The 25,782-nt window shown below is 60.6% G+C and carries 22 protein-coding genes and 2 tRNA genes; 20 read left to right on the top strand and 4 right to left on the bottom strand.

Annotated features, from left to right (window positions below):
* Positions 1 to 127: 127 nt before the first annotated feature.
* Positions 128 to 203: transfer RNA gene (locus DW821_RS04805), tRNA-Val, on the bottom strand.
* A 187-nt stretch (positions 204 to 390) separates the two neighbouring features.
* Between DW821_RS04805 and asnB the strand changes: the two genes are divergently transcribed.
* From asnB to DW821_RS04725, 16 genes are all read left to right on the top strand, one after another.
* The gene (gene asnB, locus DW821_RS04800) at positions 391 to 2,271 is read left to right on the top strand and encodes an asparagine synthase (glutamine-hydrolyzing) (RefSeq protein WP_117563808.1); all 1,881 of its coding nucleotides are present in this window, start codon (positions 391 to 393) and stop codon (positions 2,269 to 2,271) included.
* A 112-nt stretch (positions 2,272 to 2,383) separates the two neighbouring features.
* On the top strand, positions 2,384 to 3,946 hold the full coding sequence (locus tag DW821_RS04795; RefSeq protein ID WP_117563807.1) for a Mur ligase family protein: 1,563 nt from the start codon (positions 2,384 to 2,386) through the stop codon (positions 3,944 to 3,946).
* A 107-nt stretch (positions 3,947 to 4,053) separates the two neighbouring features.
* Positions 4,054 to 4,965, top strand: a complete 912-nt coding sequence (locus DW821_RS04790) for an HAD family hydrolase (protein ID WP_117563806.1) — start codon at positions 4,054 to 4,056, stop codon at positions 4,963 to 4,965.
* 51 nt (positions 4,966 to 5,016) lie between these two features.
* Complete coding sequence (gene murI / locus DW821_RS04785) at positions 5,017 to 5,901, top strand: glutamate racemase (protein WP_117563805.1); 885 nt, start codon at positions 5,017 to 5,019, stop codon at positions 5,899 to 5,901.
* Between the two features lie 54 nt (positions 5,902 to 5,955).
* Positions 5,956 to 6,681, top strand: coding sequence for a ribonuclease PH (rph, locus tag DW821_RS04780; RefSeq protein ID WP_118065858.1), 726 nt, complete (start codon positions 5,956 to 5,958; stop codon positions 6,679 to 6,681).
* Positions 6,682 to 6,824: 143 nt separating this feature from the next.
* Positions 6,825 to 7,466, top strand: coding sequence for an RdgB/HAM1 family non-canonical purine NTP pyrophosphatase (gene rdgB, locus DW821_RS04775; RefSeq protein WP_117635961.1), 642 nt, complete (start codon positions 6,825 to 6,827; stop codon positions 7,464 to 7,466).
* Between the two features lie 3 nt (positions 7,467 to 7,469).
* Positions 7,470 to 7,916, top strand: a complete 447-nt coding sequence (gene dtd / locus DW821_RS04770) for a D-aminoacyl-tRNA deacylase (protein WP_117635962.1) — start codon at positions 7,470 to 7,472, stop codon at positions 7,914 to 7,916.
* Positions 7,917 to 8,030: 114 nt separating this feature from the next.
* Entirely contained in the window at positions 8,031 to 8,327 is a 297-nt protein-coding gene (locus tag DW821_RS04765; RefSeq protein ID WP_006234957.1) for a Veg family protein, read from the top strand.
* Between the two features lie 2 nt (positions 8,328 to 8,329).
* On the top strand, positions 8,330 to 9,226 hold the full coding sequence (gene ispE, locus DW821_RS04760; protein WP_233552996.1) for a 4-(cytidine 5'-diphospho)-2-C-methyl-D-erythritol kinase: 897 nt from the start codon (positions 8,330 to 8,332) through the stop codon (positions 9,224 to 9,226).
* A gap of 49 nt (positions 9,227 to 9,275) precedes the next feature.
* A tRNA-Pro gene (locus tag DW821_RS04755) sits at positions 9,276 to 9,352 on the top strand.
* 112 nt (positions 9,353 to 9,464) lie between these two features.
* Positions 9,465 to 9,740 carry a twin-arginine translocase TatA/TatE family subunit gene (gene tatA / locus DW821_RS04750; protein ID WP_022094895.1) on the top strand — a complete coding sequence of 92 codons (276 nt, stop codon included), beginning with the start codon at positions 9,465 to 9,467 and terminating at the stop codon, positions 9,738 to 9,740.
* Positions 9,741 to 9,846: 106 nt separating this feature from the next.
* Positions 9,847 to 10,317, top strand: coding sequence for a transcription elongation factor GreA (gene greA / locus DW821_RS04745; RefSeq protein WP_006234960.1), 471 nt, complete (start codon positions 9,847 to 9,849; stop codon positions 10,315 to 10,317).
* A gap of 79 nt (positions 10,318 to 10,396) precedes the next feature.
* Positions 10,397 to 12,361: a lysine--tRNA ligase gene (gene lysS, locus DW821_RS04740; protein ID WP_117563801.1), complete on the top strand. Its 1,965-nt coding sequence runs from the start codon at positions 10,397 to 10,399 to the stop codon at positions 12,359 to 12,361.
* Between the two features lie 418 nt (positions 12,362 to 12,779).
* Positions 12,780 to 14,348 carry a threonine/serine exporter ThrE family protein gene (locus tag DW821_RS04735; RefSeq protein ID WP_199584278.1) on the top strand — a complete coding sequence of 523 codons (1,569 nt, stop codon included), beginning with the start codon at positions 12,780 to 12,782 and terminating at the stop codon, positions 14,346 to 14,348.
* A 298-nt stretch (positions 14,349 to 14,646) separates the two neighbouring features.
* Positions 14,647 to 17,289: an ATP-dependent Clp protease ATP-binding subunit gene (locus tag DW821_RS04730; RefSeq protein WP_118065856.1), complete on the top strand. Its 2,643-nt coding sequence runs from the start codon at positions 14,647 to 14,649 to the stop codon at positions 17,287 to 17,289.
* Positions 17,290 to 17,615: 326 nt separating this feature from the next.
* Positions 17,616 to 19,073 (top strand): aminoacyl-histidine dipeptidase, encoded by a 1,458-nt coding sequence (locus tag DW821_RS04725; RefSeq protein ID WP_118065854.1) that lies wholly within the window; start codon positions 17,616 to 17,618, stop codon positions 19,071 to 19,073.
* A 125-nt stretch (positions 19,074 to 19,198) separates the two neighbouring features.
* Here DW821_RS04725 and DW821_RS04720 read toward each other — a convergent pair whose 3' ends face one another.
* The 3 genes from DW821_RS04720 to DW821_RS04710 all read right to left on the bottom strand — a co-directional run bounded on the left by DW821_RS04720 (position 19,199) and on the right by DW821_RS04710 (position 21,642).
* Positions 19,199 to 20,503, bottom strand: coding sequence for a type II toxin-antitoxin system HipA family toxin (locus tag DW821_RS04720; protein ID WP_117843608.1), 1,305 nt, complete (start codon positions 20,501 to 20,503; stop codon positions 19,199 to 19,201).
* Complete coding sequence (locus tag DW821_RS04715; protein ID WP_158567544.1) at positions 20,504 to 20,935, bottom strand: helix-turn-helix domain-containing protein; 432 nt, start codon at positions 20,933 to 20,935, stop codon at positions 20,504 to 20,506.
* A gap of 128 nt (positions 20,936 to 21,063) precedes the next feature.
* On the bottom strand, positions 21,064 to 21,642 hold the full coding sequence (locus tag DW821_RS04710) for a manganese efflux pump MntP family protein (protein ID WP_118065850.1): 579 nt from the start codon (positions 21,640 to 21,642) through the stop codon (positions 21,064 to 21,066).
* Between the two features lie 386 nt (positions 21,643 to 22,028).
* Between DW821_RS04710 and disA the strand changes: the two genes are divergently transcribed.
* From disA to cysS, 4 genes are read left to right on the top strand one after another with little or no spacing between them, the layout of a single operon-like run.
* Positions 22,029 to 23,069, top strand: coding sequence for a DNA integrity scanning diadenylate cyclase DisA (gene disA, locus DW821_RS04705; RefSeq protein ID WP_369831362.1), 1,041 nt, complete (start codon positions 22,029 to 22,031; stop codon positions 23,067 to 23,069).
* Entirely contained in the window at positions 23,069 to 23,797 is a 729-nt protein-coding gene (gene ispD, locus DW821_RS04700; RefSeq protein WP_118065848.1) for a 2-C-methyl-D-erythritol 4-phosphate cytidylyltransferase, read from the top strand. The genes disA and ispD overlap by 1 nt, the downstream gene beginning before the upstream one ends.
* A complete protein-coding gene (ispF, locus tag DW821_RS04695) occupies positions 23,787 to 24,281 on the top strand; it encodes a 2-C-methyl-D-erythritol 2,4-cyclodiphosphate synthase (RefSeq protein ID WP_006234975.1) in 495 nt (164 codons plus the stop codon). Before ispD ends, ispF begins: the two co-directional genes overlap by 11 nt.
* 3 nt (positions 24,282 to 24,284) lie before the next feature.
* Complete coding sequence (gene cysS / locus DW821_RS04690; protein ID WP_089572522.1) at positions 24,285 to 25,751, top strand: cysteine--tRNA ligase; 1,467 nt, start codon at positions 24,285 to 24,287, stop codon at positions 25,749 to 25,751.
* The last annotated feature ends 31 nt before the right edge of the window (positions 25,752 to 25,782 follow it).

Below are 25,782 nucleotides of genomic sequence, written 5' to 3'. Positions count from 1 at the left end.
TACGGCCCTCGCGTGCTGCGCTGGAAAACGCTTCGCGTTTCCTCAGCTCCGCACCCTTTCGGGTTCGAATCCCATGCGCTGGGCCCAAACAAAAACGGTCCACTTGCGAGGACCGTTTCCAATTCAATGGTGGGCGATGAGGGATTCGAACCCCCAGCCTTGTGCGTGTAAAGCACCTGCGCTAACCGTTGCGCCAATCGCCCGTGCGGAGAGAGTATAGCAAAACAATCGCCTCATTCACCTCATATCCATTAAAGGTAACCGACGCGTGTCACAGCGGAGCTGATTCAGTTGAGATTGCCTGAACATTCCGCCCCTCTTTACGCCCTCGGGTATACTCAAAAGCTACTGATTCGATTTGATGCCCAGCAACAGCAGAGGGGATAGTATATGTGCGGTTTTGTCGGTTTTGTCGGTGGGACGGATAACCAATCCGAGGTGCTCACCAAGATGATGGACCGCATCGTCCATCGTGGTCCCGACATGGGCGGCCAGTTTATCGACGGCCGCGTTGCCCTGGGCTTCCGCCGCCTGTCGATCCTCGACCTGACCGAGGCCGGCGCTCAGCCCATGGCCAATGAGGACGGCAGCGTCGTTATCGTCTTCAACGGCGAGATCTACAACTTCCAGGAGCTTCGCTCCGAGCTCGAGGCCAAGGGCTATAAGTTCCACTGTGGAGCCGACACCGAGAGCCTCCTGCACGGCTACGAGGAGTGGGGCGAGGCCGTACTCGATCGCCTGCGCGGCATGTACGCCTTCGTCATCTGGGACAAGAAGAAGAACAAGCTTTTTGGCGCCCGCGACATCTTTGGCATCAAGCCGCTCTACTACTATCCCATGGCCGATGCGGGCGACGGCGCGCCGGGCGTGCTCTTTGGCTCCGAAATCAAGAGCTTCCTGGACTACCCGCACTTCCACAAGGCGGTCAACAAAAAGGCCCTGCGTCCGTACATGACGCTGCAGTATTCGGCAACCGAGGAGACCTTCTTCGAGGGTGTCTACAAGCTGCCGCCGGCGCATTACTTTACCGTAGACATCCCGACCGGCAAGATGAACATCGAGCGCTACTGGGATTGCGATTACTCTGCCGTCGAGAAGCCGTTCGAGGAGTACGTCGACGAGCTGGATGAGGTCGTGCACGAGAGCGTCGAGGCCCATCGCATCGCCGACGTTAAGGTCGCGTCGTTCCTCTCCGGCGGCGTCGACTCCAGCTACATCGCCGCTTGCCTCATGCCCGACAAGACCTTCTCGGTGGGCTTCGATTACAAGAATTTCAACGAGACTAACTACGCCAAGGAACTTTCCGATAAGCTCGGCGTCGAGAATGTCCGCAAGATGATTACCGCCGACGAGTTCTTCGGTGCGCTCGAGGACATCCAGTATCACATGGACGAGCCGCAGTCCAACCTGTCGTCTGTGCCGCTGTGGTTCTTGGCCGAGATGGCGCGCAAGGACGTTACCGTCGTGCTTTCGGGCGAAGGCGCCGACGAGCTCTTTGGCGGCTACGCCTACTACGAGGACACGGTTCCGGTGCGCAAATACAAAAAGATGGTGCCGTTGCCCATTCGCCGCGCGCTCGGTAACCTGGCGCTGCATATGCCGTACTTCAAGGGCCATAACTTCCTGGTCAAGGGTGCCGAGATCCCCGAGAAGTCGTTCCTGGGCCAGGCCTTGGTATGGCCTGAGCGCGAGGTCGACGGCGTACTCAAGCCCGAGTACAACACCGGCGACGGCGCCTTTGAGCTCGCTGCACCCATCTATGCACGCGTGAAGGGCCAGCCCGAGCTGGTCAAGAAGCAGTACCTGGACATGAACATGTGGCTCCCGGGCGACATTCTGCTCAAGGCCGACAAGATGTGCATGGCGCACTCGCTGGAGCTGCGCGTGCCCTTCCTGGACCGCAAAGTCATGGAGTTCGCCGAGCACATTCCCGACCGCTACCGCATCAACGAGAACGGCAACAAACAGGTACTCCGCCACGCTGCCAACAAGTCGCTGCCCGATGAGTGGGCCACCCGTCCCAAGGTGGGCTTCCCGGTGCCGATTGTCTACTGGCTGCGCGAGCAAAAGTGGTACGACTATGTCAAGGAGTACTTCACCGCGCCGTGGGCAAGCGAGTTCTTCGATACCGACGAGCTCATGCACCTGCTCGATCTGCACTTTGCGGGCAAGGGCGATTTCCAGCGCAAGATCTATACGCCGCTCGTGTTCCTGGTGTGGTACAAGCGCTTCTTTATCGACGAGGACCAGCCCGCTGTTCAGGCTGCCTAGCCTCGGCTTACGAACGCCTGCGCGTAACGGCTCCTCCGGGAGCCGTTTTTGCGTGGGTGCGTTTCAGTTACTATAAAAACCGTCCCTGCCAAATGGCTGAGAAAGGCGAAAGATGCACCATTCGGATTCCGCGACCGTGACCACGGTCGATACGCTTGCCAAGCTTCTCGATGTGTGCGGCGAGCTGCGCGCATCAGAGCAGGTTGACGAGCGTGCCGTGACCGGCTGCTCGTTTGATTCGCGTGCGGTCTCGGCAGGTGACGTGTTCTTTTGCAAAGGTGTTGCCTTTAAGCCCGCGTTTTTGAGCATGGCGCTCGATGCGGGCGCCGTCGCATTTGTGTGCGAGGAGTCGCTGGTCGAGTCTCTGGAGCCGCTGGCGCAGGAGAGCGGTGCTGCGATGCTGGTTGTTGATAGCGTTCGCACGGCCATGGCCCTGTTGCCGCCGGAGGTCTACGACCGTCCCGACCACGACGTCAAGATCGTGGGCATCACCGGCACCAAGGGAAAGACCACGGCCGCTTTTATGCTCCAGTCGATTATCAAAGCGGCGGGCGAGTCCTGCGGCATGATCGGCTCGGTGAGTACCGACGATGGCATCGAGTGCTACGAGAGCACCAATACTACGCCCGAGGCCCCCGAGGTCTGGCGCCATATCGCCAACTGCCGTGAGTCCGGTCGCCAGTCCATGGTCATGGAGGTCTCGAGCCAGGCACTCAAGTACCAACGCGTCGAGAATCTGCCGTTTGACGTGGCGTGCTTCCTCAACATCGGCCGTGACCACATCTCGCCGATCGAACACCCCACGTTTGAGGATTATTTTGAGAGCAAACTCAGGATCTTTGACCAGGCGAAGACCGCCGTGGTGAATCTGGGCACCGAAGAGGTTGACCGTGTGTTGGAGGCAGCGTCGACGGCCGAGCGCTTGGTGACCGTTGGCGTCGAGCATCCCGAGGCAAGCCTGTGGGCGAGCGATGTGCGCATGGTCGGCTTTAACATCGAGTTTAACCTGCATGGCCTGTGTGCCGACGAGTCCGAGGCGGGGGAGAAGGTCCTGCTGGGCATCGCGGGCGACTTTAACGTGGAAAACGCGCTGGTCGCTATCGCCGCTGCGCACGAGATCGGCATCGGTATCGATGCCATCAAGAAGGGCCTCTCCAAACTGCGTGTGCCGGGCCGTATGGAGGTCGTGGAGTCGAAGGACGGCCGCGTGATCTGCGTCGTTGACTATGCGCACAACCAGCTTTCGTTCCGTTCGCTTTTCTCGTCGGTCAAGCGCGCGTTTCCCACTAGTCCAGTCATTGCAGTGTTTGGCGCTGCCGGCGGCAAGGCGCAGGAGCGCCGCGAGCAGCTTCCGCGCGAGGCCGCACCATATTCCGACCTGATGATCTTTGCCAACGAGGACCCGGCTCACGAGGACCCGATGAAGGTCTGTCGCGAGCTTGCCGAGCATGTTCCCGACGATACGCCGAACGAGATCATCCTCGATCGCGAAGCCGCTGTGCATGCGGCGTTCAAGGCGGCGCGCGAGGAGTACGTCAGCCCCAATGCTCCCACCATTGTCTTGCTGCTGGCAAAGGGTGACGAGGAGCTCATGCACGTGGGTGACGAGTTCGTGCCTATCGAGAGCGACCTTTCGTTGGCCAATCGCCTGATCGATGTTACCCAGTTTGACTAATGAACCATGATGGCGGCGGCGCCCTGAGTGCGCTGTCGCCATAAGCGTGTTCCCTCAATCAAAACATGCCGTCCAAGTCCAAACCCTTCTACGTAAACGGAGTAACCATGTCCCACAACACCCTGCCGACCGTTGCCGAGCTTTCGGGCGAGATGCGCGAGCGCTTGGCCAAGGTCAAGTACGTCTTTACCGACCTGGATGCCACGATGCTCGCACCCGGCTCGTGCGTGCTGTGCGACAACGACGGCAACCCCTCGACCAAACTCGTCGAGGCCGTCGTGGCACTTGCCCGCGCTGGTATTCAGGTGGTTCCCACCTCGGGCCGCAACCGTACCATGATCCACGAGGACGCGCGCGTGCTCGGCCTCAACTCTTACATTGGTGAGATGGGCGGCCTGGTCATGTACGACCTCAAAGCCAACGATTGGGAGTATCTGACTGGCGACATGCCTTACGACCCCGTCTGCGGCCTTACTCCGCACCAGGTGATCGAGCAGACCGGCGTGTGCGAGAAGATCCTCGCCCGCTGGCCGCACAAGATCGAGTATCACAACGACATGTCGACCGGCTACAAGTACCGCGAGGTCACCGTCGGCATGCGCGGCGATGTGCCCGACGATGAGGTCCAGGCCATCCTCGACGAGGCCGGCTGCGGCCTGGTGTGGGCCTGTAACGGTCACCTGACGCATCTGTCCAAGCCGACGACGCTCGAGCTCGATCGCGTCGAGGACGGTCGCGCGTTCAACATCAACCCCGCGGGTCTCAACAAAGGCGTCGCCATTGCGCGCTTCTGCGAGCACCTGGGGATCGAGCGCGAGGAGACGCTCGCGCTCGGCGACTCCGAGTCCGACTTCTACATGGCCGATCACGTGGGCACGTTCTGTCTGGTCGAGAATGGCCTGACGAGCGCCGGCGCGCCCGAGTTCCTGGCTGCTTGCGAGAACGCTTTCGTTACGCGCGGCAAAATTGTCGACGGTTGGGCGGCGACGGCAGAGCTGCTGGTCGCGGCGCGTTCGTAGCGCGGCGTCGCCGCACTTGGATATGTCTTTTCGAGAGAGACTGGTGAGGTAATGTCCGATATCGAGAATCCGGCAGGCGACACGCGCCCGATCGGTGTGTTCGATTCTGGCCTGGGCGGTCTGACGGTTGCGCGCGCCATCGCGACGGCGCTGCCGCACGAGTCCGTCTACTACTTCGGCGACACCAAACGCTGCCCCTACGGCACGCGCACCGAGGATGAGGTGCGCTCGTTTGCGTTGCAGGCGGGCCGTTGGCTGTCGAAGCACGACGTCAAGATTATGGTCATCGCCTGCAACACGGCGACAGCTGCGGCCTTACGTCTGGCCCAGCAGGTGCTCGACGTTCCCGTGATCGGCGTGATCGCGCCGGGTGCCCGTGCGGCAATCAACAGCACCCGTTCGCGTCGCGTGGGCGTGCTCGCCACCAACCTCACCATTCGCTCGGGCGCTTACACGCGCGCCATTCAGGATCTAGATGCCGGCGTCGACGTATACGGCTGCCCCGCCTCGAGCTTTGTCGAGGTTGTCGAACACGAGCTCGCCTCGGGTGCGCATCTGCAAGAGCAGTGGCTTGAGAACGAGGACATCTTCGATACGCCTGCCGTGCGTGCGCTGGTGGGTGCCACGGTTGAGCCACTGCGCGACCACGGTATCGATACCGTGGTGCTCGGCTGTACGCATTTTCCGCTGTTGGTGGGACCTATCCGCCATGCGCTGGGGTCTGGGGTGCGCGTCGTGAGTTCCGCCGAGGAGACCACACGAGAGCTGACCGATATCCTCACGCGCCGCGAGCAGCTGGCGGGTGACGCCGCCGAGCCGCAGCATCGTTTTGCCACGACGGCCGATAACATTGCCGAGTTTGCGGTGGCGGGCAGCTTTATCTTTGGTCAGCCGCTCAAGAGCATCGAACATATCGATATCGATGAGCTGGAATAGATGTAAGGCAGCCGCCAAAGCCTTCGCCACATCTTTTGCCGAAAGGATATTTCTATGGAGTACATGCAGGTCAACCGCGCCAACGGCCGCGCCGCCAACGAGTTGCGTCCCGTTAAGCTCACCCGTGGCGTCATGAAGCACGCCCACGGTTCGTGCTTGGCCGAGTTCGGCGACACGCGCGTGCTGTGCGCCGCCACCATCGAGGAGGGCGTGCCGGGCTGGCGAAAGGGAGCTAAGGCCGGCTGGGTGACCGCGGAATACGCCATGCTGCCGACGTCGACCGGCAAGCGCTGCAAGCGCGAACACGCCAACCGCAAGGGCCGCTCCATGGAGATCGAGCGCCTCATTGGCCGCAGCCTGCGTACCGTCGTCAACATGAAAGCGCTCGGCGAGTACACCGTCACCGTCGACTGCGATGTGATTCAGGCCGATGGCGGTACGCGTACGGCGAGCATTACCGGCGCCTGGGTGGCGCTGCACGACGCCCTCGCCATGTGGGTCGAGGCGGGCAAGATCGAGCGCATCCCGCTTACCGGCCAGGTGGCCGCCATCTCCATGGGCGTTGTCGACGGCAACACCATGCTCGACCTCGATTATTCCGAGGACAGCCACGCCGAGGTCGACATGAATCTCGTCGCCACCGACACCGGTGAGATGATCGAGCTCCAGGGCACTGGCGAGCAGGCGCCCTTTGACCGTAAGCGCCTCAACGCCCTGCTCGACTTGGGCGACAAAGGCATCGCCGAGCTCATCGAGCTTCAGCGCCAAGCCATCGCCTAACCTGCCAAAAAGGGACAGGTTTATTTTGGCAGGTTTTATCTGGGAAAACGTCGAAGTATAAGACTGCCGTTGATTGAGAGGGGAGAGGCGGAGGCCCTCGTCGCCCTCGGCGCGGCATTGCTATAGAGACAAGGAGACCACTCATGGCACTTGAGAAGATCGACATCGACACCCTCGACCCGGCGGCGACCATTGTCGTGGCAACGGGCAACGCCCATAAGCTCACCGAGATCGAGGCCATTTTGGGCAAGGTCATGCCCGAGGTGCGCTTTGTGGCGCTCGGCCAGCTGGGCGAATTTGAGGACCCCGAGGAAAACGGCACGACGTTTTTGGAGAACGCCATCATCAAGGCGCAGGCTGCCGTCGAAGAGACGGGGCTCATGGCCATTGCCGACGATTCGGGCCTGGTCGTCGACGCGCTGGACGGTGAGCCCGGTGTGTATAGCGCGCGCTACGCGGGCGTTCACGGCGACGATGCCGCCAACAATGCCAAGCTGCTCGTGAATCTGGAAGGCGTGGCAGACGAGGACCGCACCGCGCGCTTTATGAGCGTCGTTGCGCTCATCGATACGGACGGCCTGGTCACCTATGGCGAGGGCGCCTGTGAGGGCGTTATCGCGCACGAGGGCCGCGGCGATCACGGCTTTGGCTACGACCCGCTGTTCCTGCCGGTCGATACGCCGGGCAAGACTATGGCCGAGCTCACGGCGGACGAGAAGAACGCCATCAGCCATCGATTCCATGCGCTCGAGCACCTATCCGCCAAACTGACGGGCGAGGAGTAAGCCGTGCGTGCGGTGGTGCAGCGCGTACTCAATGCCGGCGTGACAGTCGACGGCGAGTGCGTGGGCAAAATTGGGCGCGGCTATCTGGTGCTGTTGGGCGTGGGCCACGGCGACACGCGCGCCGAGGCTGATAAGCTGTGGGGCAAGCTCCGCGGCTTGCGCATTAACGAGGACGAGAACGGCAAGACCAACCTGGCACTTGCCGATGTCGACGGCGAGGTTCTCGTAGTGTCGCAGTTCACGCTGTTCGCCGATTGCCGTCACGGCCGCCGCCCATCGTTTACCGATGCCGGCGCCCCCGATGTTGCCAACGAGCTCTACGAGTACTTCTTGACGCTCGTTCGCAAAGATGTCGAACACGTGGCGCACGGCATCTTTGGCGCCGATATGAAAGTCGACTTGGTCAACGACGGTCCGTTCACCATCGTCCTCGATACCGACAATCTGTAAGTAGCCAAATTAGCTACTTGCGCGTGGTCGCAACAGGGTGCTATAGTATTAGAGTTTTGTCTATCTTAGGGGTATTATCCCCTTTTTGAATTGCATCTTCTGGAGGCCCTGTTCATGGAAGAGATGGAAGTCAATCACGTCGACGACATCCACGAGAAGCTGACCGATATGGTGGGCGATCGCGTTAAGGTGAAGGCCAACATGGGCCGCACCCGCGTCGTCGAGCGCATGGGCACCATCAAGAGCGTCCATCCGGCAGTCTTTATCGTCGAGGTTGACGAGCGCCGCGGCCGCAAGTCGCGTCAGTCCTACCAGTATATCGATGTCCTCACCGGTCAGGTCGAGCTGTTCGACCCCGAGAGCGGCGAGCATATCTTTACCCCGCTCGGCAATCAGCTCGAGGAGCACTAGCGGTGACCGATCGGTCCCTGACTCTTTCCGCGCCGGCAAAGATTAACCTCTACCTGGGGGTTCATACCGAGCGCGATGACCGCGGCTACCACAGGGTCGATTCCCTGATGGCAGCCGTCGGTCTTTCCGATTCCGTGACGGTCGCGCCGGCGCAGGCGCTGACCGTCCAGACGGTTCCGGCATCAGATTTTCTCATGCAAAAGAATACGGCGTATCGGGCTGCGGTTGCTATGGCCGAGCATTATGGTCGCGAGGCAAACATCTGCGTGATGATTGAGAAGCGCATTCCATTGTGCGCCGGCTTGGGCGGCCCCTCGACGGATGCGGCCGCGGTCATTGTCGCCTTGGCGGAGCTCTGGGGAATTGATCGCACCGACCCCGCGCTCGACGACATTGCGCGGGGTATTGGTGCTGACGTCCCGTTCTTTTTGCACGCGAGCCCTGCGTTCTACGTAGGTGGGGGAGACGTGCTGGCAACTGAGTATCCCGCGCTGCCCGCAACGCCCGGCGTGTTGGTCAAGCCGCGCGAGGCAAGCGTTTCGACAATTGAAGCCTATCGACGTTTTGACGAGGCTCCGGTGCCTGCAGACAAGCCCGGCGCGATCGCATCTGCCCTTCGCTCGGGAGACGCAGAGGCGGCCTACGCGCTCGTCCACAACAACCTGGGTGCCATTTCCGCACAGATGGAGCCGCAGATTCAAATGGTTCTCGATTGGCTGCGTAAACAGGACGGCACCGTTGCTGTAGATGTGTGCGGATCGGGTGCCTGCTCATTTGCCATTTGCGACACCGCCGCCACGGCCGAAAGGCTTGCCGACGCTGCCCAGCAAAACGGCTGGTGGTCCTGCGCGACGGAGCTCATTCCCAACACGGTTCAAATCGACGCGCCAAAGAAATAAAATTTTCTCTAGCACGCGGCGAAAATCTTTGTTACTATAGTCGAGCTAACGGGTTGTGGCTCAGTTTGGTAGAGCACTGCGTTCGGGACGCAGGGGTCGCTGGTTCAAATCCAGTCAACCCGACCAGAGCATGAGGAGGGACCGCTTCTTGCGGTCCCTTTTTTTAGCTATTGTTGTGATACCGCGATACCCGCGGTATACTCATTCGAGCTTGTCTCGCTGTATTGTGGAGGTCTAAATGTTTGGACTGAGGGCTCCTGAGCTCATCATTATTCTCGTCGTTGTCCTGATTATCTTCGGGCCCAAGAACCTGCCGAAGCTCGGCAAGTCCCTCGGCTCTACCGTCAAGAATATCCGTGAGGGTATGGAGGGCGACGATAAGGCCGAGACCAAGCAGGCCGAGGAGGTCGTGGTCGAGCAGTCCGAGGAGGACAAGGAGATCGCTGAGCTCGAGGCCAAGCTCGCTGCTGCCAAGAAGAAGCAGGCAGAGGACAGCGACGCGGACGCAGAGTAGTCCCATCCCTTTGGGGTGAGCACCTGACCGGCTTGCCCGCAGGCTAGCCGGTCTTTTTCGTTTTGTTGACAGTTGATTGTTTGATCAGAGTTGGGGAGATATCCGTATGGACGCAAGCCAGATCGTACTGACCGCTGAGGGCCGCCAGAAGCTCGTCGAGGAGCTCGCTTGGCGTGAGGGCGATTACGCCAAGGAGATCGTCGAGGACATCAAGGAAGCCCGCGCGTTCGGCGACCTTTCGGAGAACTCCGAGTACGACGCCGCCAAGGACAAGCAGGCCCAGAACGCCGCTCGTATTGCCGAGATCCAGGCCATCCTCGCCAACGCTCAGGTTGCTGCCACCACAGGTGATCTGACCGTCTCCATCGGTTCCACCGTTTCGCTGATTGATCCCAACGGCGAGGTCATGGAAGTCACGCTCGTCGGTACCACCGAGACCAACTCGCTCGAGCACAAGATTTCCAACGAGTCTCCGGTCGGTCACGCCATCATCGGTCACGGCGAGGGCGACTCCGTCGAGGTCGTTACGCCTTCCGGCAAGACTCGCGTCTACACCATCGCCAAGATTGCACGCTAGACCACGGTCCCGCGTAAAGGTTTGTTTTCGCTCCCTGGGACCGAATCCTGGGGAGCGTTTTAGTTTGAGGAGCTAACTTATGGCAGAGAACCAGAACGCCGCAGATCAGGCATCGACGCTCAACGACGAGCGCGCCACCCGCCTGGCCAAGCGCGCCGCCCTGTTCGAGGCGGGCCAGAACCCCTATCCCGAGCACTCTGAGCTTGAGGACTACGTTGCCGATATCGAGGCTAAGTACGCCGAGCTTGCCGATGGCGAGGACACCGAGGACGTCGTGAAGATCGCCGGCCGTGTGGTCGCCAAGCGCGGTCAGGGCAAGATCATGTTCATCGTCGTACGCGATGCGACTGCCGAGATTCAGCTGTTCTGCCGCATCAACGACATGGACGAGGCCGCCTGGAATACGCTCAAGTCCCTCGACCTGGGCGACATCCTGGGCGTGACCGGCGTGGTTGTGCGCACCCAGCGCGGCCAGCTTTCCGTTGCCCCTAAGAGCGCGACCCTGCTTGCCAAGGCCGTTCGTCCGCTGCCCGAGAAGTTCCACGGTCTTTCCGACAAGGAGACCCGCTATCGCCAGCGCTATGTTGACCTGATCGCCAACGACGACGTTCGCGAGACCTTCCGTAAGCGTTCGCAGATTCTCTCCACCTTCCGTCGCTTTATGGAGTCCGACGGCTACATGGAGGTCGAGACCCCCATCCTGCAGACCATCCAGGGCGGCGCTACTGCCAAGCCGTTCATCACGCACTTCAACGCGCTCGATCAGGAGTGCTACCTGCGCATTGCTACCGAGTTGCACCTCAAGCGCTGCATCGTCGGCGGTTTTGAGCGCGTGTTCGAGATCGGCCGTATCTTCCGTAACGAGGGCATGGACCTTACCCACAACCCCGAGTTCACCACGATGGAGGCCTATCGTGCCTTCTCCGACCTCGAGGGCATGAAGGCGCTCGCCCAAGGTGTCATTAAGGCGGCTAACAAGGCCATCGGCAACCCCGAGGTCATCGAGTACCAGGGCCAGACCATCGACCTTTCTGGTGAGTGGGCCAGCCGTCCCATGACCGACATCGTCTCCGACGTGCTCGGCAAACAGGTCACCATCGATACGCCGGTCGAGGAGCTTGCTGCTGCCGCGCGCGAGAAGGGCCTGGAGATTAAGCCCGAGTGGACCGCCGGCAAGATTATCGCCGAGATCTACGATGAGCTGGGCGAGGACACCATCGTCAACCCCACGTTCGTGTGCGATTACCCCATCGAGGTCAGTCCGCTTGCCAAGCGCTTTGAGGACGACCCGCGCCTGACGCACCGCTTTGAGTTGGTTATCGCCGGTCACGAGTACGCCAATGCGTTCTCCGAGCTCAACGACCCGGTCGACCAGGCCGAGCGCTTTGCCGCCCAGATGGCCGAGAAGGCTGGTGGCGACGATGAGGCCATGGAGTACGACGAGGACTACGTGCGCGCCCTCGAGTACGGTATGCCTCCCGCGGGCGGCATCGGCATCGGTATCGACCGCGTGGTCATGCTGCTCACCAACCAGGCTTCCATCCGCGACGTGCTGCTGTTCCCGCACATGAAGCCCGAGAAGGGTTTCCAGTCCGGTGCCGCTGCCGCCAAGGCTGCCGAGGCCGGCAACGCCGCGAGCCCGTTCGTTAAGTCGCTTAAGCCCACGCTCGATTACTCCAAGATCGCCGTCGAGCCGCTGTTTGAGGAGTTCGTCGACTTTGATACCTTCTCCAAGAGCGATTTCCGCGCTGTGAAGGTCAAGGCGTGCGAGGCCGTCAAGAAGTCCAAGAAGCTGCTGAACTTTACGCTCGACGACGGCACCGGCACCGACCGCACCATCCTCTCCGGCATTCACGGTTATTATGAGCCCGAGGACCTGGTCGGCAAGACCTTGCTCGCCATCACCAACCTGCCTCCGCGCAAGATGATGGGCATTCCCAGCTGCGGCATGCTCATCAGCGCTATCCACGAGGAGGATGGTGAGGAGCGTCTCAACCTGATCCAGCTCGACGCCTCCATCCCCGCCGGCGCAAAGATGTACTAGGGGGTTACGCGGTTCTACGAACCGCGTAACGGCTCGACGCTGCGCGGGCCGCATTTGGACAATCTGACGTTCAACTTCAAGGGCGCGACCAGAAGGTCAGCGCCCTTTCGTTTCACGTCACCTTGTCTCAAATGCGACCCGCTCGCTGACTTATACTCAACCTGCGGCGCCATTTTGCTTGAAGGCACCTTGCTCGCTCTGGTGGGCTTTCGCTGTCCGTCCTCTATCTGCGGTGTTGCCCTGGTTGGCACTTAGGGACGTTCCTTTTCTGCCGGCACTTGGGGACAGTCCTAGTCGTTGGGGATCTACCGACGCATTGGGGGTTTGCGCCTTCTATGCATGACAGTCGTCTCTTTTATGTTTCCTTTAGCCGTTGCTGCCTAGGATGGGGGTTAGTCGGTAGGAAGGGAGCGTCTATATGGACGACGCGAGCGAGCGTGCAATCGAAGAGGACATGCTCGATCAGTTCAATTACTTTGACGATGAGGATGAGGAGCTAATCGATCGTCGCGAGCCGGCATCGCTTGATTCCTTTGATCTGGTCGATGAAGAGACTGATGAGGTTGAGGACGAATCAACGGAGCCCCCACAGTCTTCGCGCCTTGACTCGCTGCTTTCGAGAGCCCCCATGCACCACGGTGTTCGTGCCGGCGCACTCCATATGAAAACTGATTGGCACCAGATCGTGACGGCAGGCGATGAGCTTGCCGTCGATGCGCCGCTCACCGATAAATCATCCATCATCTGCCGCACCGGCATGCTTATGCTGGCAAGCGGAACAGGTGCCTGGCGCGTGCGCGATACCATGAATCGTGTTGCTGCCGTACTCGGCGTCACGATTCACGTCGACCTGAGTCTTCTGTCGTTTGAGTGCACTTGCATCGAAGATGGCCACTGCTTTAACGAGGTTGTCAGCCTGCCCACAACGGGAGTCAATACCCATCGCATTTGGATGATGGAGAGCTTCCTAAAGGAAATCGAGACGTATGGGCGCCGGTTTACCGTGCACGAATACCACGAGATGCTCAAGACCGTTGAGAGTTCAAAACCCGATTACTCTCCCTGGCAACAGGGCCTTGCGGCAGCTTGTGCTTGCGGCGCCTTCGTCTTTTTGCTCGGCGGCGGCCCTATCGAGATGGCCTGCGCATTCGTAGGCGCTGGTGTTGGCAACTTTGCTCGCTCTCATATTCTCAAGCAGGGTCTTGGCCAGTTTAGCGCGCTGACGATTGGCGTTGCGCTCGCTTGCGTTTCGTATCTGCTGGCATTGCTCGGCCTTGGCCAGGTCGTACCGGGGGCAATGTCGCACCAAGAAGGCTATATCGGCGCCATGCTCTTTGTGATTCCCGGCTTTCCCCTCATTACGGCAGGCCTCGACATCGCTAAGCTCGATATGCGAAGCGGCATTGAGCGTCTTTCGTATGCCGTGTCGATTATTGTGATGGCGACCCTTGTGGGCTGGATGGTTGCCGAGTGTGTGGGGCTGGCACCGGATGATTTTGCCCCGCTCGGCCTTTCGCCGCTTGCCCTTACGCTCCTGCGCGTGGTGATGAGCTTTGTTGGCGTATTCGGCTTCTCGGTGATGTTCAACAGCCCGGTAAAGATGGCCGCGACAGCTGGGCTGATCGGCGCCGTGTCCAATACCTTGCGCCTTACGCTCGTCGATGCGCCGACGCTGTTTCCCTTTCTGGGCCTGAGCGTAGGTATGCCTCCCGAGGCGGCAGCGTTTATCGGCGCGCTGGTATCGGGGCTGCTCGCGAGCTTAGCCGAAATCAAGCTCACCTACCCACGTATCGCCCTCACGGTGCCATCGATTGTCATTATGGTGCCGGGCTTGTATCTGTATCGCTCGATGTATTACATGTGCACCTTCGACACGGTCAATATGCTCGGCTGGTTTGTGCGTGCAGTGCTCATTGTGGCGTTTCTGCCCGTTGGCCTGGGCGTGGCGAGAACCCTCACCGACTCTCGCTGGCGCCACACCAGCTAATTGGTGCAAATGAAACTGATCCGCAAAACATGAACGTGGATAATCTCCCGTTTTTGGCCTGTTTACGGGCTCAAAACGGGAGATTATCCACGCTCGTGGAATGGGTGTCCGAAAATCCACGCTCGTTGGGCCGATGCAGACGCACCTGGCAATTCCTTTTTTGTAGACGTTGTCGAGCGGCTACGGGCAGGAAAGGTCCCAACGGTTAACATATACTCCATATGGGTAAAGAGACCAAAGCGCTGCCGCGGGGTGGCGCTTTGCGTTTGAAAAACTAGCTCGTCTAAGAGGAACTAGCATGTTAGACCGTTTTACCGATCGCGCGCGCAAGGTCATGTCCATGGCCAAGCAAGAGGCGCTCGATCTACATTCAAATAAGGTGGGTACCGAGCACCTGCTGCTCGCACTCGCCAAGGAGGACGAGGGCATCGCTGCCGAGGCGCTGCGCTCGCTCGATATCTCCTACGACGATATCATGGACACCCTCAAGGAGGTCCAGACCACGGTGCCCGAGCCCAGCGAGGAGACCGAGGCGGCCAAGCTCGCCTTTACGCCGCTCGTCATTAGCGTGATGGAGCGTTCATTCCGCGTGGCGCGTGAAAACAACCAGACCTACGTGTCGACCGAGCACTTGCTGATCGGCATCGTCGAAGAGGGCAACGGCATGGCCATGGACATCCTCATGCGCCTGGGTGTGTCGTCCGCCTCCATCAAAAAGGCTATCGAGAAACTCACCGCCAAGGACCAGGATAAGAAGCGCCCGCTCGCTGGCGCCGGTGCTGGTCGTCCCGGTACGGGCCTGCCGTTCTTTAGCGGCTCGGATGCCTCCCAGCAAAAGGGGAGCGGCACCGATACGCTTAAGCAGTTCGCGACCAACCTTACGCAGAAGGCGCGCGACGGCGAACTCGATCCGGTGATCGGCCGCGAAAAGGAAGTCCAGCGCATGATGGAGATCCTTTCGCGCCGCACCAAGAACAATCCGCTTATCCTGGGCGATCCCGGCGTGGGCAAGACGGCTATCGTCGAGGGCCTGGCGCAGCAGATTGCTGCTGGCAACGTGCCCGAGAACCTCATGAACCAGAATATCTGGACGCTCGACCTGCCGGGTCTTGTCGCGGGCGCCAAGTATCGCGGTGAGTTTGAGGAGCGCCTCAAGAACGTGATCCAAGAGGCCACCGAGGCCGACGACGTCATCTTGTTTATCGATGAGATGCACACCATCATCGGTGCCGGTTCTGCCGAGGGCTCCATCGACGCGAGCTCCATGCTCAAGCCCGTGCTCGCGCGCGGTGCCTTCCAGATTATCGGCGCCACCACGGCCGAGGAATTCCGCAAGTACCTCACCAAGGACCCGGCCTTCGAGCGTCGCTTCCAGACCATCGATGTCGAGGAGCCGAGCGTCGAGGACACGGTCAAGATCCTGACCGCGCTCAAGCCGCGCTACGAGGAGCACCACCATGTGCGCTATACGCAGGGTGCTATCGAGGCCGCCGCGAACCTTTCCAACCGCTACATTCAGGATCGCTTCCTGCCCGATAAGGCCATCGACCTCATTGACGAGGCCGGTGCCCGCGCCCGCATCGCCGCCAACCGCGCGCCCGAGCCGGTGCGCGAGGCCGAGCATCGCATAGAGGAGCTCAAGGCCGCCGCGCAGGAGGCCACCGAGAGCGACGACATGAACAAGGCCGCCGAGATCACCGAGCAGCAGAAGGCTGCCGAGATTGAACTCGCCGAGGCCAAGGCTGCCTGGACCGCCGAGCTCGACGCCAGCCCGCTCACCATCGATGTCTCCCAGATCGCCGATATCGTGTCCGTGACCTCGGGCGTGCCGGTGTCCTCGCTTACCGAGAGCGAGAGCCGGCGCCTGCTGCAGGCCGAAAGCGTGCTCAAGACACGTATCATCGGTCAGGATGAGGCTGTCGAGGCAGTTGCCAAGGCCGTGCGCCGCAGCCGCTCGCCGCTCAAGGATCCGCGTCGCCCCGGCGGCAGCTTTATCTTCCTGGGTCCCACCGGCACGGGCAAGACCGAGCTCGCCAAGACGCTCGCCGAGTACCTCTTTGGCAGCAAGGACGCACTCATCAGCTTCGACATGTCCGAGTTCGGTAGCGAGTTCGAGGTCTCCAAGCTCATCGGTAGCCCTCCGGGTTACGTCGGTCACGACGAGGGCGGCCAGCTCACCAAGGCCGTTCGTCGCCACCCGTACTCGGTCGTGCTGTTCGACGAGATCGAGAAGGCGCACCCCGATATCTTCAACATCCTGCTGCAGGTGCTGGAGGAGGGTCGTCTGACCGATAGCCAGGGCAAGACGGTCGACTTCCGCAACACCGTGATCATCATGACATCCAACGTGGGCGCCCGCGAGATTGCGCAGGATGCAAGCGTTGGCTTTGGCACCACCGGCGAGCGGGGCCTCACCTCGAGTGAGATCCGCGGCCGCGCCATGGGCGAGCTCAAGCGCCTGTTCCGCCCCGAGCTGCTCAACCGTATCGATGACATCGTGGTGTTCCAGAAGCTTTCGGGCGAGAATCTCACCAAGATCGCGCACCTGCTGGTGGACGACCTGCGTCAGCGCCTGATTGTCAACGGCATGAACATCAAGCTCACCGATGCGGCCTATGACAAAATCGTGGCCGAGGGTACCGATCTTACCAATGGCGCGCGTCCGCTGCGCCGCGCTATTCAAAAGCTCATCGAGGACCCGCTATCCGAGGAGCTGCTGGCCGGCGAGTGGGGCGAGGGCGATACCGTCCTGTGCGACGTGGCCGACGGCAAGTTTGTCTTTAGCCACGGTACGGGCGAGATCCCGGCACCGCGTCCGGCGGGCACGCTCGGTGGCGATACCACCCCGGCGGCACCGCACACCGGCAACGCCGCGCCCGTGAGCGGCGGCGTGACCTCGGGCCCCGGCGGCATGATGCAAACCGGCTCTGGCGCGCTGTAGGGCGTAACAAAACCTTGTGTCCACGAGGGCGTTCCAAAGGAGCGCCCTTTTTCTGTTGAAAAAGGACCCTTCGTTCAAAGTAGATCTCATTAAACATATCAATGGCGTATGCATAAACGTTGATCAAGCGTTGAGGTTGGTTGAAGGGTCCAACGTCCCTTTGGCGCGGCCCGTCTAACCTACTTTATTCTAATAAAGTAGCGTTTCCCCGCCGTTAGCCGATGATGCGAGGGCGCTCGGCGTTTTCGACTGGTTTATGCAAACGAAGTCTGGGAATATACAAGGCGCATGTCTTATTGTCTAACCAGTTGCGCCAAGGAGGCACCATGGACTACAAGATTACCGGCTACGAGCCCGCCCAGCTGTTCCATTTCTTTGAGGAGGTCAGCGCGATCCCCCGTGGGTCTGGCAACGAGAAGGGCATCAGCGATTTCCTGGTCGCGTTTGCCAAGGAGCGCGGCCTCGATGTGTACCAGGACGAGGTCTACAACGTCATCATTCGCAAGCCCGCATCTGCCGGTGCCGAGAATGCCCCGACCGTGATGTTGCAGGGCCATATCGACATGGTGTGCGACAAGCTGGGCTCCGTTGAGCACGACTTTACGACCGATGGTATCGATCTGGTCGTCAAGGACGGCGTCCTCACCGCTAACGGCACCACCCTGGGCGCCGACAACGGCATTGCTGTCGCGCTTATGCTTACCGTGCTCAACGACGATTCGATTGCCCACCCCGCCCTCGAGTGCGTATTCACCACCGACGAGGAGACTGGCCTGGTCGGCGCCGAGACGCTCGACAAGTCCCAGATTAGCGCCCGCACCATGATTAACCTTGACTCCGAGGAAGAGGGCGTTGCCACCGTCAGCTGCGCCGGCGGCGTCGTCGTTACCTACACCTGCCCCATCGTGCGCGAGCACAAGACCGGTAGCACCCTCACGCTCGACATCTCCGGCCTGCTGGGTGGTCACTCCGGCAGCGATATTCACTTGGAGCGAGGCAATGGCAACCTCATCATGGCCCGCATCATCGACCGCCTGATGGTTGCCGGCGAGCCCGCCATCGTCAGCTTCAACGGCGGCACCAAGGACAACGCTATCAACCGTGAGTGCAAGGCCGTTCTGGTCTATGCCGATCACGCTGCCGCCGAGGCCGCGGCGCAGGTCGCCCGTGGCATCATCGCCGACGTCACCGCCGAGCTCGAGGTCTTCGACCCCGGCTTTACCTGCACCGTCGAGATTGCCGACAACGCTGAGGTCGAGGCCATGGACCAGAAGTCCGCGCTTGCCCTCATCCGCGCCCTGCGTCTTGCCCCCAACGGCGTGATCCGCCGCAACGTCGCCACCGACGGCTCCGTCGAGGTTTCCTCCAACATCGGTGTGGTTGCCACCTCTGACGACGAGGTCAAGATCATGCTGTCCCCGCGCTCCTCGATTACCTCGCTGCAGAACGAGTTTAAGGACCGCCTGCAGATGCTGGCCGATGTCCTGGGCTTCGATGCCAAGTTTGAGTTCGAGTATCCCGGTTGGAGCTATGCCGAGCATTCGCCGATCCGCGACGTCTTTGTCGAGAGCTATCGCGAGCTCTTTGGCTCCGAGCTGCGCATCGAGTCCATTCACGCCGGCCTTGAGTGCGGCCTGTTTGCCGAGGCCCTGCACGGCCTGGACGCCATCGCCGTGGGCCCGACGCTCTCCGATGTCCACACCCCGGACGAGAGCATGGAGCTCGCTTCTGCCGAGCGCTTCTACGAGCTGCTCATCGACGTCCTCAAGCGCCTTGCCGCGTAAAGGTCGCGCTAGCAGCAGTTCGAGCCACGTGCTAGCGGATTGCAAATGACATTACGAGAGGGGGCATCCGAACTTTTGCGACGGGTGCCCCCCTCTTCTTTTAAGAAATGTGGATTGATTGGCGCCTAGCCCATATCCGCCTTGATGAGGTCGAGGGTGCGCTGGCAGTTTTCGCGGACGGGGCCGAGCATATGCTCGCGCAGGTCCGCCATGCCGGGCAGGTCGGCGTATTCGTCCATGATCTCTTCCATACAAATGGGCACCTCGTAGGCGAGGTCCATCATGGTCGCAAAGCAAAACTTCTCGGATAGCCCGGCATCGGTGAGCGCCGCCTCCAGCGCGGGGTCGCCCATACCGTGGTATCGGCGGATAGCGCCTGGACCGATGCGCCCCACTCGATTTTCGCCGCCAACGCTCATGGCAAGGCGCGCCCGGCGGCGCATACGTTCGTACGCCAAGCCCGATGCGACATCGTACATGGGTGCGAGCGCTGCGTTTGTGCCTTTGCCTAGGATGAGCGAGTAGTTTTTAGCGTGTGCGTCAGGCGCTCCGATAATGGCGTTATAGAACAACATATAGGTAAAAAGCACAAGATTCATGTGGTGGGGGACTGTGTTAATCAGTCGTTCTTGGATGTCTCGTGTGGTTGGTCCTCCGTCGGCGGTGTATTTCTGGCTTGGCAATACACCGAGCGCCTGGCAAAAGTCCTCCTGATGCAGCCTTTCGATATTTCCGCTGCTATTGACCATTCTGTCGTACCGTTCAACGACGAGCGCGGCTTCGTCTTCAAATGTGCAATAGGAGACGTTGGCAGTTGGAATGCCAACACGCCGAGCCGTTTTCATGCAGACGAATTCGTTTAAGGCCTGATGTTTGAACCCAACGACACCATTTTTGAAGATATGGGTAGTGGGGGATGACCCTAGACATTCGCACCATTGGCCATCATGCCAAGCTAGTGCAAATTTGCCTTGGTTGCCGCCCAGGGACCAGCTTTCGTTGGAGCCCATCCATGTCTCTCTTTCGTCATCGCGAATTGCTTTGAGCTTGTGAGCGATTTGAGAATTGGTAAGCGGGCGGTATGCCGAGACCCTGCCGCGGGCGGCGCCTAATTGATCGGTTCGACAAAACTGAACGGCCCCTGCGCAGTCAAGACCGATATGGCACAAGAGGGCGACGGGGTTGTTGGATGCAACGTCATACTCGGCGGCAATAGCGCGACGCTGCTCTTGGCTGTCGGGCAAAAGGCCAAATAGGAACGGGCGGACGATGTTATGGCCATACGTGCGATTGGAAAGCGGCATTGTAAGCGATAGTGGTGCTCCGCGATAGGTTGGGGCGTATACAAAGCTGCAGAGTCCATGCTCGTCTTGCCGGAGAGTGCCTGCGATTTCGCCACAAATGAGGGTCGCAAGCTCCATCTCTGCCATTTATTTCACAACCTTACAGCCAAAGGAGAGGTCTGAAGTGTCGGAAAGGCCTTGCTCGGCTGCGATTTGGGCCAGCAAGGCACCATAGGAAGATGGCGTTCCCTGTCGAGCGGGTCGTCTGCCTACGCTTGGCTTTGGCAGGGCATTCGAGTTCGCGATAGGGAGGTCCGCTTTCGTCGTCGGATGTTCGGAGGGCGATGCGATGGAGTCGTTATCGCTTTGCGCAAAGAGACCTATGCCGAGTGCGTTAAAGACGGACAGCAACTTGTCGAGTCGAATGCCGGTGGCGTCTCCTAGCTCGAGCGATGCGAGCAGGCGCTCCGAAACACTGGCCGTTTTGGCGAGGGCGGCACGGGTGAGACCCTGAGCCTCGCGTGCCTGGCGCACGTAGATGCCAACTTGGCGCGGTGTGGTGATGGGAAGGGTATTCACGGCGATCTCCTAACGTGCAGACTTTTGCATATCAGTATGACATGCAAAAGTCTGCACGAAAAGGCCTCATGCAAAACTTTGCATGAGGCCTTGTACTGGCGTTGAGTTTTGAGCGATTGTGTTTGGCGTTACAGCGCCAAAATCCCCAGATGCTCAAGCAAGATCTTAAGTCCGATGAGGATGAGCACGATGCCGCCCACGATGGTGGCAGGTTTTTCGTAGCGCGCGCCAAAGGTGTGGCCGATCGCTACGCCGGCGACGGAGAAGATAAACGTTGTGACGCCGATAAGCGATACGGCGGGAACGATGTCGACCGAAAGCGCGGCGAACGAGATGCCCACGGCCAGGGCGTCGATTGAGGTGGCGATGGCGAGGATCAGGTACTCGCTCAGTTCAATCTTTTCGGCATTCTTGCCGTCGCCTTCATCCTCGTCCTCGGTAAAAGCCTCCCACAGCATTTTGCCGCCGATGAAGGCCAAAAGGATAAAGGCGATCCAATGGTCGATAGGTCCGATGATGGCCATGAATTGACTTCCGAGCGCCCATCCGATTACGGGCATGCCGGCCTGAAACCCGCCAAAGAACAGGCCGAGCACCACGGCGACTTTAAGGTTGATCTTTTTCATGCCGAGACCCTTGCAGATGGAAACGGCAAAAGCGTCCATCGAAAGGCCAGCGGCGAGCAGCACGAGCTCTGCGAGTCCCATAGTCTGGCTCCCTCTCTGCGGGCAGGCCCGCGTGTACCTCTTGGGGGAGTAACAAAAAAAGACCCGTGGCGTACGCGTTGCGCGCACAGCCACGAGTCTCGTTCATTAAGGCAAGCCAGGCCGCATCGGCCAGTGTGTTGACTTACCGCGCCACCGGAGGCGAACCCGGCTACGCGACTACTCCCTCATATATGTGAATCCCGATGCTACCACATAAGCAGCTCATTTGGGTTGGGGCTCTTTTGACTACCCCAGCGGTGTTCGCTCATTCTGTAAGCATCGGATTTCGCAAGCGCTGCGGGGACAAACCGTGAGAAACTATTTAGCGTTTATGGAGCGTATACGATGGGAGCGATGCCTTGGATAAGAACGAGCTGCAAAAGCGTATGGAACAGGCCATCCGCCTGACGGCACCTGGCCAGCCGATCCGCACCGCCCTCGACATGATCATTGCTGGTCACCTGGGCGCTCTTATTTGCGTCGGCGACACCGAAAACGTGCTCGCTGCTGGTAACGACGGCTTCCCGCTCAACATTTCGTTTACCTCGAACCGCCTGTTCGAGCTTTCCAAGATGGACGGCGCCATCGTCATCGACGGCGACCTCACCCAGATCCTGCGCGCCAACTTCCACCTCAATCCCGATCCCTCGCTTGCCACGAGTGAGACGGGCATGCGTCACCGCACCGCCGCCCGCATGTCGGTGCTCACGGATGCCATCGTGATCTCGGTCTCGGCCCGTCGTGCCGTCGTCAACGTGTACGTTCACGGCAAGAGCTACGAGATCCAGCCCGTCACCACCATCATGAGCTCGGTCAACCAGCTCGTCGCCACGCTCCAGACTACCCGTCAGTCGCTCGACCGCTCCCTGCTGCGCCTGACGGCCCTCGAGCTCGACGACTACGTTACGCTCGCCGACATTACCGGCATTTTCTCGAGTTTCGAGATCATGCAGCAGGCAAAGACTGAGCTTAAGGATTGCATTGTCAAGCTGGGCAACCAGGGCAAGCTCGTGCAGATGCAGCTCGAGCAGCTCGCCGGCTCCAGTATGGATACCGAGTACGACCTGATGATTCGCGACTATGCGAGCGATTCCTCCGAGGCCAATGCCGAAAAGATCCGCGCCAACCTGAGCCGTATGACGCCCAAGGACTTGTCCGACCCGCAGCATGTGGCGGCAGTTCTGGGCTACGACGACCTGGACGAGGACTCCGTCATGACACCGCTGGGCCTGCGCACGCTTTCGCGCGTGTCCGTCGTGCGCGACGGCGTGGCCGAGAAGATCGTCGACGAGTATGGCTCGCTGCAGGAGCTCATGGACGACATCAGTGAGGATCCGGAGCGCCTAGGCGACTTCGGTGTTAACAACCCTGCCATTCTTGCGGACTCCCTGTACCGCATGAAGGGCACCAAACAGGGGAACGCATAATGGCGCCCGTATGCGCCGTGGTCGTTGCCGGTGGCAGCGGCCAGCGCTTTGGTAACCCCGGTGGCAAGCAGCTCGTCAATGTAGCGGGTCGTCCGCTTATGAGCTGGTCCATCCGCGCATTTGACCGTAGCAATAAGGTCGGCCACATCGTCGTGGTTTGCCCTGCCGAGCGTCGTGCCGAGATGCGCCGCCTGGCCATCGACCCGTATTCGTATAACACGCCCATCAGCTTTGCCGATGCCGGCGAGGCTCGCCAGGATTCCACCCGCGCAGGCGTGCACGCGGTGCCGGCGGGCTTTGAATACGTCGCCATTCACGATGGCGCTCGTCCGCTCATTACGACCGAGGCCATCGATCACGCTATCGACGTGCTCGTGAGCGACCGTGCCCTCGACGGTGTCGTGTGCGGCCAGCCTGCCATCGACACACTCAAGATCGTCGATGGCGACAACATCGTCGAGACGCCGCCGCGCGAGCTGTACTGGGCCGCGCAGACGCCGCAGATCTTTAGTGTCGACGCCATGAAACGCGCCCATGCCGCGGCGATTGCTGAGGGCTTTATCGGTACGGACGATTCGTCACTGGTCGAGCGCATGGGAGGACGCGTTCGCTGTGTCCAGAGCCCGCGCGATAACCTTAAGGTGACGGTGCCCGAGGACCTGCGTCCCGTAACCGCGATTCTGCTCGGTCGCATGGCCGAGGGAGAGGACCTTCCCCATGTTCAGTAACCTGCGCATTGGCCATGGCTACGACGTTCACCGTCTGGTGGAGGGGCGTCGATGTATCATCGGCGGGGTTGACATCCCCTACGAGCGCGGCCTGCTGGGCCACTCGGATGCCGATGTGCTTGCGCACGCCTTGGCCGACGCCATTCTGGGCGCCTGCCGCGGGGGAGACATTGGCAAACTGTTCCCCGATACCGATCCCGCCTACGAGGGTGCCGACTCGATGGTGCTGCTTGCCCGCGTGATGGACTATGCGCGTGAGCTGGGCTTTGAGTTTGTTGATGCCGACTGCACCATTGCCTGTCAGCAGCCTAAGATCACCCCGCACCGCGATGCCATGCGCGCCAACCTCGCCCATGCTCTGGGCGTTGACGTCGAAAACGTGGGCGTCGCCGCCACTACGACCGAAAAGCTCGGTTGGGAAGGCCAGGGCGAGGGAATCGGTGCCTGGGCCGTCTGCCTGCTACAGAAAACCGTTAAGGAGTAACGAATGCGTATCTACAACAGCGCTACCCATAAAAAGGAAGAGTTCCAGCCCATCGAGTCCGGCAAGGTCCGCATGTACGTGTGCGGCCCCACGGTCTACGACAACATCCACATCGGCAATGCCCGCACGTTCATCAGCTTTGACGTGATTCGTCGCTGGCTCATCGCGAGCGGCTACGAGGTCACGTTCGCCCAGAACCTCACCGATGTCGATGACAAGATCATCAAGCGCGCCAACGAGCAGGGCCGCACGGCCGCCGAGGTCGCGACGGAGTTCTCCGACAAGTTCATCGGCGTCATGCGTGCCGCCAACGTGCTCGATCCCGATGTGCGCCCCCGCGCCACCAAGGAGATCGGCCCCATGATCGCTATGATCAAGACGCTTATCGAGCAGGGCCACGCTTACGCAGCCGATAACGGCGATGTGTACTTTGCCGTGCGCAGCGATCCCAACTATGGTCAGGTCTCGGGCCGCAACATCGACGACCTTATGGTTGGCGCGCGCATCGAGGAGAACGAGGACAAGAACGACCCGCTCGACTTTGCCCTGTGGAAGGCCGCTAAGCCCGGCGAACCCAGCTGGCCGAGCCCCTGGGGCGAAGGCCGTCCCGGTTGGCACACCGAGTGCGCCGCCATGGTGCATCGCTACCTGGGCACCCCGATCGACATCCACGGCGGCGGCTCCGACCTTGCCTTCCCGCATCACGAGAACGAGTGCGCCCAGGCCACCTGCGCCTGGCACCAGGGCTTCTCCAACACCTGGATGCACACGGGCATGCTGCTGGTAGACGGCGAGAAGATGTCCAAGTCGCTCGGCAACTTCTTTACGCTGGCCGAGGTCCTCGAGCAGCACTCCGCTGCTGCTCTGCGTCTGCTGATGCTGCAGACGAGCTATCGCTCGCCGCTCGACTTTTCTTGGGAGCGCCTGGAGGGTGCCGAGAACTCGCTTACGCGTATCGCCGGTACGGTCGAGAACCTGCGCTGGGCCGCGAACCATGCGGCGGCCGATGCCGATGAGGCAGCATCTGAGGCGTTTGCCGCCAAGGCCGCCGAGACCCGTGCCGCCTTTAAGGAGTGCATGGACGACGACTTTAACACTGCCGGTGCCATGGGTGCTGTCTTTGGCTTTGTGACCGAGTGCAACCAGTACCTGGAGCAGGCGGGCGATGCTGCCGACAAGGCCGCTGCGCTTGCTGCTGCCGATACGCTGGTCGAGCTGCTCGATACGTTTGGCGTCGAGCTCCCCGAGCCCAAGGTCGAGTTGCCGCTGGGCCTGCTGGGCGTTGCCGCCGGCCTGGTCGCCTACACGGGTGACGACGTGGACGAGGCCGCTGCCAAGATTCTCGAGGCCCGTGCCGAGGCCCGTGCCGCCAAGAACTGGGATCTGGCCGACGCCATCCGCGACCAGCTCAAGGACCTGGGCCTGACGATTGAAGATACTGCCGCGGGCACTCGTATTAAATCTCTCTAATCCCTGCGGGTTTTCCAAGTGCCCGATCTTG

The sequence above is a fragment of the Collinsella sp. AM33-4BH genome (genome assembly GCF_003469205.1).
Taxonomy (GTDB): Bacteria; Actinomycetota; Coriobacteriia; order Coriobacteriales; family Coriobacteriaceae; genus Collinsella.
The sequence above is the reverse complement of the archived record's forward strand: the minus strand, read 5'-3'. Positions and strand labels throughout refer to the sequence as shown.